Source organism: Rhizobium laguerreae, assembly GCF_019778565.1.
GTDB lineage: Bacteria > Pseudomonadota > Alphaproteobacteria > Rhizobiales > Rhizobiaceae > Rhizobium > Rhizobium laguerreae.
Map to the genome: position 1 here is coordinate 719,542 of NZ_JAAXQT010000001.1, position 12,303 is coordinate 731,844.

General features: G+C 61.3%; 10 protein-coding genes. 6 read left to right on the forward strand and 4 right to left on the reverse strand.

Annotated features, from left to right (window positions below):
* Positions 1–11 precede the first annotated feature (11 nt).
* Positions 12–668 (forward strand): Vgb family protein, encoded by a 657-nt coding sequence (locus tag HFO71_RS03520; RefSeq protein WP_168259875.1) that lies wholly within the window; start codon positions 12–14, stop codon positions 666–668.
* A gap of 206 nt (positions 669–874) precedes the next feature.
* Complete coding sequence (locus tag HFO71_RS03525; RefSeq protein ID WP_168284893.1) at positions 875–1,789, forward strand: phosphotriesterase family protein; 915 nt, start codon at positions 875–877, stop codon at positions 1,787–1,789.
* A 56-nt stretch (positions 1,790–1,845) separates the two neighbouring features.
* Here the strand turns inward: HFO71_RS03525 and HFO71_RS03530 are convergent, their stop codons facing one another.
* Positions 1,846–2,700, reverse strand: coding sequence for an alpha/beta fold hydrolase (locus tag HFO71_RS03530; protein ID WP_168259874.1), 855 nt, complete (start codon positions 2,698–2,700; stop codon positions 1,846–1,848).
* Positions 2,697–3,278 carry a glutathione S-transferase N-terminal domain-containing protein gene (locus HFO71_RS03535; protein ID WP_168259873.1) on the reverse strand — a complete coding sequence of 194 codons (582 nt, stop codon included), beginning with the start codon at positions 3,276–3,278 and terminating at the stop codon, positions 2,697–2,699. The genes HFO71_RS03530 and HFO71_RS03535 overlap by 4 nt, the downstream gene beginning before the upstream one ends.
* Positions 3,279–3,596: 318 nt before the next feature.
* Here HFO71_RS03535 and HFO71_RS03540 point away from each other — a divergent pair, with 318 nt between their 5' ends.
* Positions 3,597–6,476 carry a helix-turn-helix transcriptional regulator gene (locus HFO71_RS03540; protein ID WP_221987526.1) on the forward strand — a complete coding sequence of 960 codons (2,880 nt, stop codon included), beginning with the start codon at positions 3,597–3,599 and terminating at the stop codon, positions 6,474–6,476.
* Positions 6,477–6,790: 314 nt separating this feature from the next.
* On the opposite strand, the gene HFO71_RS03545 is transcribed toward HFO71_RS03540, so the two are convergent.
* Positions 6,791–7,327: a GNAT family N-acetyltransferase gene (locus HFO71_RS03545; RefSeq protein WP_168259871.1), complete on the reverse strand. Its 537-nt coding sequence runs from the start codon at positions 7,325–7,327 to the stop codon at positions 6,791–6,793.
* Positions 7,328–7,414: 87 nt separating this feature from the next.
* Here HFO71_RS03545 and HFO71_RS03550 point away from each other — a divergent pair, with 87 nt between their 5' ends.
* Both HFO71_RS03550 and HFO71_RS03555 read left to right on the forward strand, forming a co-directional pair.
* Positions 7,415–9,160, forward strand: coding sequence for a sensor histidine kinase (locus tag HFO71_RS03550; protein ID WP_221987527.1), 1,746 nt, complete (start codon positions 7,415–7,417; stop codon positions 9,158–9,160).
* Positions 9,161–9,170: 10 nt separating this feature from the next.
* Positions 9,171–9,572 carry a response regulator gene (locus HFO71_RS03555; protein ID WP_003560657.1) on the forward strand — a complete coding sequence of 134 codons (402 nt, stop codon included), beginning with the start codon at positions 9,171–9,173 and terminating at the stop codon, positions 9,570–9,572.
* Between the two features lie 240 nt (positions 9,573–9,812).
* On the opposite strand, the gene HFO71_RS03560 is transcribed toward HFO71_RS03555, so the two are convergent.
* Positions 9,813–11,222, reverse strand: a complete 1,410-nt coding sequence (locus tag HFO71_RS03560; RefSeq protein WP_221987528.1) for an aminotransferase-like domain-containing protein — start codon at positions 11,220–11,222, stop codon at positions 9,813–9,815.
* A gap of 88 nt (positions 11,223–11,310) precedes the next feature.
* Here HFO71_RS03560 and HFO71_RS03565 point away from each other — a divergent pair, with 88 nt between their 5' ends.
* The gene (locus HFO71_RS03565; RefSeq protein ID WP_168259868.1) at positions 11,311–12,174 is read left to right on the forward strand and encodes a DMT family transporter; all 864 of its coding nucleotides are present in this window, start codon (positions 11,311–11,313) and stop codon (positions 12,172–12,174) included.
* The last annotated feature ends 129 nt before the right edge of the window (positions 12,175–12,303 follow it).

Genomic DNA, 12,303 nt, shown 5'->3' on the forward strand with positions numbered 1-12,303 from the left:
GGATGGAAGAGATGAAAAAATCGGCTGCGACGATCATTCGTGAATATGGACCTTTTCCCGGCGCCGAGCGCGTCAACGGCGTCACCTTCGACGGTGAGCATGTCTGGTTCGCCTCGGGCGACAGGCTGAACGCGCTCGATCCCGCAAGCGGCGAGGTGGTGCGCTCGATCGAGGTTGCGTCCCATGCCGGAACGGCTTTCGACGGCACGTTTCTCTATCAGATCGCCGAGGATGTCATTCACAAGATCGACCCGAAGACCGGACGTATCCTTTCCACCATCCCGGCGCCCGGCAATGGCGGCGATTCCGGCCTTGCCTGGGCCGAGGGCTCGCTCTGGGTCGGCCAGCACCGCGGCCGCAGGATCCATCAGATCGACCCGGAGACGGGCAAGATCCTCCGCACCATCGAATCCAACCGCGTCGTGACAGGCGTCACCTGGGTCGATGGCCAGCTCTGGCACGGTACCTGGGAGGGCGATGACAGCGACGTCAGGCGCATCAACCCCGAAACCGGCGAAGTGCTGGAGCGGCTGGAGATGCCCGAGGGAACCGGCGTTTCCGGCCTCGAATCCGACGGCGCCGACTGCTTCTTTTGCGGTGGCGGCGCCAGCGGCAAGGTCCGCGCGATCAGCCGGCCGGCGCAGGGCAAGGAGGGGAAGGGGAAGTAGCCGCGATGCGACGTTGAAGAGGCCAATGCAGCATATCCTTCCCCAGCGACAGGCGGCCTGCCAGCAAGTCGGAAGTCGACATCAAGGATCAGGTTGCGGGAATTTCAACCGAGTGAGCGATTGATTTCGTTACGTGACGATCTACTTTGGCGGCAGTGTCAGTCGATGCCTGTAGGCAAAGCCGGTATGATCGCGGGGGAGAGACTTTGAAACATCTGCGCACGACGCTCGGGCCCAAGAGCAAATCCGAACTTGGGATGATCCTGCCGCACGAGCATGTCTTCGTCGACCTCAGGACGCCCGACCAGCCCGGTTATGCCGAAGCTGAGATCGAAGACGTCGTTCGGCTGATGGCCCCCGAGATCGAACGGATCAAGAAGCTCGGTGTGACGGCATTGGTCGAATGCTCGACGGGCGGCGTCGGGCGCCGCGCGGATATCGATCTTGCCGTGTCGCTCGCGACGGATTTTCCGATCGTCGTTCCCACCGGCAATTACCGCGAGCCCTGGATTCCCGAATGGGTTCGCCATGCTTCCGAGAAGGAACTGGAGGCGTGGATGCTTGCCGAGCTGACCGAGCAGATCGGCGAGACCGGCTTCCAGGCGGGCTGGATCAAGCTCAGCGCCGGCGATGACGGCATGACGGCGCTCGAGACGAAAATCCTGCGGGCAGCCGCGCGCGCCGCGGCGCAGACAGACGCCGTTATCGGCAGTCATACGATCAGGGGACGGGTCGTCATGGATCAGCTCGATGTCATCGAGGCGGAGGGCTACAGGGCCGACAGGTTCATCTCGATCCATACGCAGGAAGAAACGGACTTCGCCTATAACGTCGCCGTCGCCGAGCGAGGCGCCTGGATCGAATATGACCATGTCGGCCGGGGCGAGGACAACGAGGTGGCAGAGCTGGTGATCAAGGCGCTGGAAGCGGGCTGCGGCGATCGCCTGTTATTGAGTCATGACCGGGGCTGGTTCGATCCGGCGCTGCCGATGGGCGGAACACCCAAGCCTTACACCCATCTTTCCACGGTCTTGCTGCCCGAGTTGAAACGGCGGGGCATAGACGACGGGACCCTGATGCGCCTGACCCACGAGAATCCCTTCGAGGCTTTCGCCCGATAGGGAGAGTGGCCGGGCACGACGCAATATCTCTATCTCCAATTGGCTTGTCTCTGTTACTAGACGCACATCGATCTTTCGACGTGTTCGTCGACGGCGGAAATGATCTCTTCCCAATCTGCGGGATGAAGTTCGTGACCGCCACCTTCGATCTTCACGAACTTCGCGTCTGTCACAGTCCGCGCGAGTGTTTCTCCGTGCGTCGACGGAAAGACCGGATCGGCGGTGCCGTGAAGGACGAGAAGCGGCACGTTCATCTCGTTGAGCCGCCCCCGCCATGTCTCGCCAATTTCAAAGAGAACGCTGTGGTTGGTGGCGCTCAGATAGCCTCCGGAGCGGTCGAAATCCCGTTCGAGGAAGGCTCGAGTTCCGGCTTCGTCGAATGGACGTGCCGTTCCGGCAGTCAGGCGCGCATCCTCGACCAGGTACGCGACCGCGTCCGCCCGGTCCGACCAGTCCGCCTCCACGGCCATATGTTCCAGCCAGGCCTCGCCGCTCGGAGGGAAATGGGATGTGTCCACACCGACCGGCGAGGTACTGATCGCCGTTAGGGAAAGCACGCGTTCCGGGCTCTTCAGTGCGGCCACCTGCCCGACCATGCCGCCGAGGGAAAAGGCGACGATATGAGCGCTCGGGATTCCGTAGCCGTCGAGCACACGGAAAACGTCATCGACGGCGTCCTCGAAGGTGTAGCCGGGCCGACCAGGCGGATATTTGGTCGAAAGGCCGGAATCGCGCTGGTCGTAGCGGATCACGAAACGACCGCGTTCGGCGAGCCGACGGCAGAATTCCTCCGGCCACCACAGCATCGACGCCATTCCGCCCATGATCAGAAGTAACGGCGGCTGGTTCGGATTGCCGAAGCTCTGCGTCGCGAGCTCGACCCCGTCAGTGCGGATCATCAGCCCACTCATGCCAAGCCCTCGCGGTGCAGCGCGGCTTGCACCGCCGGCCTTTGTTCGATCCGGGCGATGTATTCGCCTAACGGCTCGGGCAGAGCGAATCCGAGTTGAGCCGCGCCCCAGGCGAGTTGGAAAAGATAGGCATCAGCGACCGTGAAGGTCTCTCCGAACAGATAACCCCGCTCAAGTCGGCCGGCGACGAAGCCGAACCAGTGCACTATTTGCTGGCCCGTCGGCTCCCGGACTTCCTCCGGAAGCGATAGGTAGGTGGGAAAGCGCTTGTGAATCTCGGTTGCGATAAAGCTCAGCATCTCGAGCAGGCGGACGCGGCACAGATGACCCTGCGGTGCCAACTCCGGTGCGCGGTCGGCGATCCAAGCCAGGATGGCAACATTTTCGGTCAGCACCTCGCCATCGTCGAACATAAGGGCGGGCACATAGCCCGTCGGATTGATGTCCATGTATCGGCCGCCCCCTTCAAGCTGCTTCGTCTCCAGGTCGACCTTGACCAGGTCGAATTGAATTCCAGCCTCCAGCATGGCGATGTGGTCCGCCAAGCTGGTGAATCCGGGCGCAAAGTAAAGTTTCATCCAACCGCTCCTTTCTTCGTTTCATATGCCCTGGTCCAAGAAGAGGTGGGCAGCGTCAGGCGGTTACCCGATCGCCCGCGTTCAGACGTTCTCTTCATGTCCGCATACTGCGCCTAAGGTGGGGGTGCCGCATCGGGCATATTGAGTAGGACCGCTTTGAAATGCATGTCCGGGGGCAGAAAAATCCAGTCGAACCGACTGAGCGCATCTAGTCGGCGGCACTAACCGTCGGGATCGGGCAGGCTGCTGCCGGTTGTGCACATGGGATGATTATGGCTTCATCTCTGCAATCTCGAACTCCAGGTATCGGAGCATTTTGTGTCGACTTTCCGTAAAAGGGCGCGGTTTTCGGGCAGAGCCGCAGAACTCAATTCCATGGAAACCGCTTTCCGAGATGTCTCTGGCGGTCGGCTATGTTGCATTCTACTCGGGGCAGAAGCAGGTGGCGGAAAAAGCCGGCTGGTCGACGAGTTCGCCGACCGACTCTCAGGCCGGGCCTTGATCCTGAAAGGTGGGTGCATTGAGCAACGGGAATCGGCCTTACCTTACGCGCCTATTACAGCTCTATTGCATGAATTGGTTCGTCTGCGCGGCCAGTCCGCAGTCGGATCGCTTGTCAGTGGCGAGGGTGCCCGAGAACTGGCGTGGCTTCTTCCCGAACTCGGCGAAACCTCTGAGCGATTTGATGCGGGCATCGCAAGGTCACGGCTGTTCGAGACACTTCGAAAGTTATTCGAGGAATTGGCGCGCGAGATGCCGCTCGTTCTGGTCATCGAGGACATTCACTGGGCCGATCAGGGAACCTGCGATTTGCTTCGCTTTCTTTCGACGCGGCTGAAGAAAATTCGGTTCATGCTGATCGTCACCTATCGGCCCGAGGAGGCGAACGGCCCCAACGCATTGCGGACAACCATCGTGGACCTCTCTCTTTCCGAGGGTTGTGAAGTGCTGAAACTTCCTCGCCTCACCCGCGCGGAGATCGCCACGCAACTCCAGGGCCTGCTCGGGTCGCCGCCAACGCCTGCTATGACAAACAGCGTCAATTTGCGGGGCTGCGGAATCCCGCTGTTCACCGAAGCACTTATCGATGCGAGCGGAAGCTTGCGCACAGATGTTCCAGGCTCGCTCAACGATTACCTGCTGAGAGGCGTGAGAGACCTGCCGGCATCCACGGCCGAGTTGTTGAAAGTGATGGCGCTCGGCGGACCGCATATTACCCATTCGCTACTTCGCAACGTGGCGAACAAACCCGACCTCGAGCTCGCGGAGTTGTTGCGCCCCGCGATTTCGGCGGGGGTCGTGGCGGCCGATCGTGATGGATATGCGTTCCGCCACGCGCTCATCCAGGACGCTGTGCGGGGCGACCTGATCGCCGGCGAAAAGGTGGCCATCCATCGCTTCTATGCCGACGTGCTCGAACGCGGACCGGTTCCAAGCTACCGGATTTGGCATTCCGTAGCGCTCGCGCGTCATCTGCACGGCGCCGGCCAAGCAGAACGTTGCCTGAAATGGGCCTGGCATGCTGCGGCGGAAGCCGCTGCCACTTTCGCCTATGTAGACCAGATGGAGATGCTGAAGCTCGTGTTAGCGGAGTGGCCGGAGGTCGAAGATGCGACTGGATTGATCGGCGTCGACCATTGCAAGGTGTTGGAACTCGCTGCTGACGCCGCCTGCTGGGCAGCGGAGGCGGAGCAGGGGCTCGCCTTTGTCGAACGCGCGCTCGCCGCACTGGATGCCGACGGCGATGGCGAGCAATTGGCGGCGCTTCTTCTGCAGCGCGCGGTAATGCGTCAGCACGCGCTTCTCCCAGGCGAGATCGCAGACCTTGAGCACGCGCTCGATCATGCAGTCCGTCCCACAAGGTTGCGCGCTGATGCCCTCGGGCAGTTTTCCCGTGCGCTGATTTTACGGGGAGAGTTCGATCGCGCCAGGTGTTTGGGCGAGGAACTGAGGGATTTGGCGGAGAGGCTCGACGATGAGGAATACCGTATCGAGGCCCTAATCATTGCGGCGTCGCTGGACAGGGCGCCGAACGTGTCTCGCATCGATGCCCATCGGACCGTCGCAATGCGGGCGGAGCAGGTGTCCATAGGCCGAGTCGAGATTCTTGCGGGCGCAGCACTGCTGCAGGCGCTGCTCGACGCAGGAGAATATGGTCAGATCATTGAGATCGGACCGGCAATTTTTGCGCGGACGGTCGAGCTCGGGCAGGCACGGTATATAGGAGCACTGGTCGGTTCGCCCCTTTGCCGCGCCTTCTTGGTCTTGGGCCATGTCTCCGAAGCCACTGAGACATGCGAACGGATGGCGGCGCTGGATCCGCTGCCATTGGGGCTTGTTCACGTCTTCGAATGCCAAGCCGAGATCGCCTTGGCATTAGGGGATGCGGATCGAATTGCTGCAGCGGCAAGATCCTTGCGGGCTCTCCCGCCGGGGCCTCAAGTTGCCAGCCGTATGGCAGCCAACCTTCTGAAATTTGACATTGAAAGCTCGGCTTTATCAGGTGACATGGATCAGTCGGCGCTTTTGGTGAGATCTGCTCTGGCTCATCTGGAGAAGCGAGGGAGCGCCTCCTGGCCGCTCCTGGCTTCCGCCATCCGCGTTGCCGTCGATACGAACCAGAGAGACGTTGCTCTGGAACTGGCCGAGCTTGCCGGTCAGACCCCATTCCGAAATATGGTAGAGCAGACCGAGAGGCTGGCGATTTTGGCTGAGATGTCGCGCGCCACGGTTTCTGATCTCGATGGATGGGCTGCGGTTGCCCAAAGCTGGGCTGGATTGAACCAGCCCTTTCGGCAGGCGTACGCCCTTATGCAGGCAGGTGCCGCCGCAGTGAGCGCCGGCAAGCGGGCGAGTGGAGCGCGCCATTTCAGGCACGGTGCGGAGCTTGCTCATTCGATCGGCGCCCGCCTTTTGGCCAACCAGATTGAAGCCCTCGCTGCAAAAGCGCGTATTAATTTACGTGATGAAGAGGATGAGGGGGCGCCGAAGGCGCCCCTCGGCCTGACAGATCGGGAATTCGAGGTCCTCCGGCTAGTCGCGGCTGGCCAGAGCAATCGGGAGATCGCGAAGAATCTATTCATTTCCTCGAAAACGGCGAGCGTTCATGTGTCTAACATTTTGAGCAAGCTTTCCGTCTCCAGCCGGGGCGCGGCCGCAGCCGTCGCACACCGGCTCAGGATCATTGATCTGGGATAGAGTTTGTTGGTTCGGATGCACAGCGCGTATACGGATTGGACAAGGAAATTCGGCTGGACCCCGGAGGGCGACGGCCGCTTCGGCCATCTGTCGATTCTATCGGTGGGTGGCACGCCGATATTTGGTGCGCCACTGCCAGCCTCCCGCGTCGATTCTGCTTATTGTTTGCTGATTGGAAGGCCTCGGAAGTGCTCTATCACTCGCCACGCGACAAGCTTTAATTGCGCGAAGGGCGTTTTTTCCAATTCCAGGCCAAATGATTGATCAGTCGGGCTTGCTGGGGCTTTTTCAGAAATCGATGGCGATACCAGGATCTATGAGAAGCCGCGCTCATCGAACAAAAGCGCCATGCTGATCGCATCGATGAACCGGCCATCGATGCACGCCGCACGACGGACGATGCCTTCAGGCGCAAATCCCACCTTTTCGTAGAGAGCGATAGCACCGGCGTTGTCTTCGTAAACATCGAGTTCGACCCTGACGAAACCGGCTTCCTGCGCCGCTTTCAATGTGGTCTCGATGAGCCTTCGTCCCAGACCTCTGCCGCGATAGGCGGGAAGGACCCCCATCCCCAGCCTTCCGCGATGGGCGCGCGACGGGAAGAAATGCCGGCTGATGTCGCACCAACCGACGACCTCGCCTTCAGCGGTGGCAACGAATTGCGGATTGCCTTTTGCAATCATGCCCATCACGAACTCACGCGTCTGGGGCAGCGGCGTTGCTTCCAGCATGGACAGGTATTTTTTCTCCCGCGCGACCACGTCAAGCGTACGATGAAAGCTGTCGATATGGACGGCAGCGATCGGTTCGATCCTGATGCCCAACGTATCCGATGCTGCTGCTGCATCCATGTGCTTCTCCTTCAACGATTGCGGAATGGCTATGGGGCACCTGCCGCAGAGCCACACGGGAGCGCATAATTCACGGTCCGTCAACCTTTGCGTGTCAGTTTCTCGGCAGCGGGCGCCATCAAAAGGTTGCAGGTATTGAAGGTCGGGCTCACATCCCACATTACATTCGTCTTGGTGACGCTCACCTGCGCGGCGGCTGTGTTGCTGTGCGGATTTGCGTGGCTCGCCGCGGTGAAGGTCGACGATCTCTCGTTGCGCCGACAGGCCGACTTCGTCGGCCAAGGATTGGAAGAGCAGATCGCGGCACTTCCCCGGGAGCAGGAAAGCGTGACCAAATGGGACGATGCCTTCCTTTATGCCAAGCAGCGGAACCATGAATGGCTGCTCGACAATGTCGGCCAATGGACGAGCCGGTATTTCGGGCACGACAGGACCTATATCTTCGACGATACCAATCGCCTGATGTTTGCGTTCCGCGACGGCGCGGATGCCGTGCCGCCGCGGCTCGGTGACGACGATGGCCGAGAAGTGACCGCTCTCGCCGGAGAGATTCGCGCCGTTCTCGTCGAGCCGGCTGCAAAACCCGGCGCCGAAGCGCTCGGGCAACTGGCCGCGGTTCGGACGATCATGATCGGCAACCGGCCGGCAATTGCCAGCGCGCGTCCTATTCTGCCGAGCTCGACCCGGATGCAGATCGAGGCGGGCCAGGAGTTCATCGCCATCTCTGTCAAGTTCATCGATGGAAAAGCTGCAGAAAGCATCGCCCATTACGCGCGGCTCGAAGGATTGCATTTCGCGCCTTCGAAAGGGGAGGACGAGCGGGCGCAAGTGCCAGTGCCGTCCCATGACGGCGGCACGATCGGCTATCTCGTGTGGCCGCCAATTCTGCCCGGATTCATGCTGCTTCAGCAGATTGCGCCGGCGGGACTTGGCTGCCTTGCGCTGCTGATTGCCGTCGTCTTCTGGCTCGGACGAGGTCTGCATCGCACCTCGGTGACCCTGCTGGACAGCCAGGCGCAGCTCACCCACCACCGCAACCATCTGGAAGAGATGGTGGTCGATCGAACGGCCGAGATCGAAAGGCAGAGAGAGGAACTGGATCGCCTGCTGGTGCACGAACGCCAGGTGAATGCGCTCCAGCGCCAGTTCGTCGCCATGGCTTCGCACGAGTTTCGCACGCCGCTCGCCATCATCGACGCCGCTGCCCAGCGGCTCTGCCGCTCGACGACCAACGTCAGCGGCGATTACGTTCACGAAAAAGCCGGCGTGATCCGAAGCGCGGTCGTGCGCATCGTCGATCTGATGGAGAGCATTCTCGCCAGCGGCCGGCTCGAAACCGGACAGATCACACTGAAGCGCAGCGAAGGCGATCTGAAAGCCCTGCTTGTCGCCTGCTGCGACAGACAGCGCCATCTCAGCCGCTCGCATGTGTTCCATCTCGATCTCGAGCCGATACCGGATGTATTGACGTTCGACCGCAGCGCGATGGAGCAGGTCTTCACCAACCTGATTTCGAACGCCGTCAAATATTCGCCCAACGCGCCTGACATTCATGTTCGCGCCCAGGCCGATGAGAAGACGGTGGAGATCGCCATCTCCGACAGCGGCATCGGCATGGATGCGGACGATCTGCCGAAGCTGTTCCAGCCCTATTATCGCGCCCGCAGCGCGACGGGTATTGCCGGAACGGGCATCGGCCTCAACGTCGTCAAACAGGTCGTCGAGTTGCATGGCGGCACCGTCGAGGTGACGAGCGAACTCGGCAAAGGCACAACATTCACCATTCTTCTGCCAATAGAGTTTCTACTGTCGGATCAACAAGTCGCAGCTTAAGGAAGAGCTCATGGTTACCGTCCTGTGCATAGAAGACGAAGTCGAGATCCGGAACCTGCTCGTCGAAGAGTTGAGCGAAGCCGGCTACAAGACGCTCGAGGCTTCCAACGGCGCCGAGGGGCTGGAAATGATCCTGTCGAAGTGGCCCGATATCGTCATCAGCGACATTTCGATGCCTGTCATGGACGGGCACCAGCTTTTGGCGGAAATTCAGATCAATCACCCGGAGCTCTCCAATATCCCCTTCATCCTGCTGACGGCGCTGACCGACCGGGAAAACACGCTGGCCGGCCTGCGCGGCGGAGCGGCGGACTATCTGACGAAGCCGCTCGACTTCGATCTGCTGCTCGCCAAGCTCGAAGGTTGCGTGACGCGTCTTGCCAACGACAAGGCGGTTCACCGGTCGTTTTGATGGTTGGGCGGCACCCAAGAGAGCCTCATCCTGAGGTGCCCCGCAGGGGCCTCGAAGGGCGAGGCGGGCGCGCCGGCGTGGATGCATGCAAGGAGCTGCGTTGCGGCGTGTCCTTCGAGGCTTCGCCCTCCGGGCTACGCGCCTCAGGATGAGGGACGTTGGTGAATACCGCTCCTAAACAATCACCGTTGGTGGACCCCGCGAGAAGAGGGCGCTTGATCCGTTACCGCCCACCTTCCATTATCCTCTTCTTGCCAGCGCATTGCCCAACACCTCGAACACTCGCGGATCGAGCATCTGAGACACGTTGAAGCGCATGAAATTCGTTGCCGATTGCGACAGGCTGAATGCGTTTCCGGGAGCCAGAACGATCCTCTTTTCGAGTGCGGCCCGCGCCACATCAGCCGCATCGATGCCGTTGGGGAGGCGGCACCAGAGGAACATTCCGGCCTGGGGCTCCAGCCAAGGCGTTATGCCGAGATTCTTCAGTCTGGCCGAGACCTCGCTCATCGCCCGGGAGAGCCGGTGTCTCAGCGTCTCCATGTGTTTGCGATAGCTGCCGTCGCTCAAGACGTTCAGCACCAGTTCCGCCGTCAGCCGGCCGCCGCCGAAGGAGGTGGCGATCTTCAGGTCTGTCAGGCCGTCTATCCATTCCGGTTTCGCCACGACGAAACCGCAGCGGGCCGAGGCTGACAGGGTCTTCGAGAAACTGCCGATGTGAATGACTCGCTCGAGCCCGTCGAAGGCGGCAAGGCGGGGTGCCGGCGTATATTCGAAATCGGCGAAGATATCGTCCTCGATAATGGTCAGGTCGAACTGGTCGGCGAGTTTTAGAACCCGGTGAGCCGTAACGGGAGACAAGGTTGCGCCGGTCGGATTGTGGATGGCAGAGTTGGTGATGTAGAGCCGCGGACGTTCATCAGCGACGATTTTGGCAAATACATCGATATCGGGACCGGACGGCGTGTAGGGCACACCGACGATCTTTGCCCGATGGGCGCGCAGCAGCGCATGGAAATTGAAATAGCAGGGATCGTCGACCAGCACGGTGTCGCCGGGTTCCAGCAGGAAACGGCAGAGCAGATCGATTGCCTGCGTGCCGGAATCGGCCAGCATGATTTGGTCGGGAGAGGCTTCGATCCCCCGTTCGCCCATGCGGCGGGAAATCAGCTGGCGCAGTTGCGGCAAGCCGAGCGGCGAGCCGTAGTCGGCAAGCGCCGGCCCATCGGCGTGGGCAAGTGTTCTGAGCCCGCTGCGCATGCCGTCTCCCGGCAGCCAGGAGGGCGGCAGCCAGCCGCAGCCGGGCTTCAGGTCGGCTTCGCCGGCTTCCAGCGATTGCCGCGATATCCAGAACGGATCGACCGCGCGGTCGAGCTTCGGGCCAGTCTCGGCAAGTGCAAAGGGCGCTGCCTGGTTGGCGACGTAGAATCCCGAGCCTGGTCTTGCCAGGATCGCGCCTTCGGCGACCAACCGCTCATAAGCGTCGACGACGGTCGAAGTCGACAGCTTCAACGTCGCGGCCAGCCCCCGGACGGAAGGCAGTCTTGCGCCCGGTGTCAGGCTGCGCCCGGCGATGCGCTGCCTGATCGTCGCGACGACCATCTCTACGCGTGTGCGTCCCTCGTTCATCTGTACTGCTTTCTGCATCACTACAGTTTCGCAAAATCGTATCAGATTGTCACTATCATGACCATCCGTGTTGGCCGATAAGAGTCAGAATGAAGGAGTGCAGCACATCATGGACCGCATGGCATCGGGATGGATCAATGGTTTTATCGGGGTGGTGATCTTCAGCGGATCGCTGCCGGCGACGCGCGTGGCGGTGATGCAGTTCGATCCGGTTTTCCTCACCGTGGCACGTGCGGCGATCGCCGGCTTTCTCGCGCTTGGCCTGCTGATTGCTTTCAGAGAGAAGCGGCCGAGCCGAGGTGATATCCTCTCCCTGGCGGTCGTCGCGCTCGGTGTCGTGGTCGGTTTCCCCCTGCTGACGGCGCTGGCGCTGCAGCATGTTACGTCGGCCCATTCGATCGTCTTCATCGGCCTGCTGCCGCTCGCAACCGCGATCTTCGGCGTGATCCGTGGCGGAGAACGGCCGAAGCCGGCATTCTGGGTCTTTTCGGTTCTCGGCAGCGCGCTGGTGGCGGGATTCGCATTGACGCAGGGCCTGACGGCCTCGCCGGTCGGCGATCTGCTGATGCTGGCGGCTGTCGTCGTCTGCGGCCTCGGCTATGCCGAAGGCGGCAGGCTGTCACGCACGCTCGGCGGGTGGCAGGTGATTTCCTGGGCGCTCGTGCTGTCGCTGCCGGTGACGGTCGCGGTGGCACTTTTCCATCGGCCGGCAACCTTCTCCGGCATCGAAACGCCGGCGCTGCTCGGCCTTGCCTATGTCTCGCTGTTTTCCATGCTGATCGGCTTCATCTTCTGGTATCGCGGCCTGTCTCAGGGCGGCATCGCGGCGGTCGGCCAATTGCAGCTGCTTCAGCCGTTCTTCGGCCTAGCGCTCGCGGCAACCCTGCTGCACGAGCCCGTGACCTCAGCCATGCTCGCCGTGACTGTTGCCGTCATTCTCTGCGTGGCCGGCGCCCGCAGGTTTGCGCGGTAGGCCTTCCAGTCGCTTTACAGAAGATAAGTTTAGGAGGGCGAGACCGCTACCGCGTCCTCTTCTTAAGCGGGGGAGGTGCCGGCAGGCGAATAAGGCGCTTCGCCAATTCGGCCGTGAAGTCACCCAGCA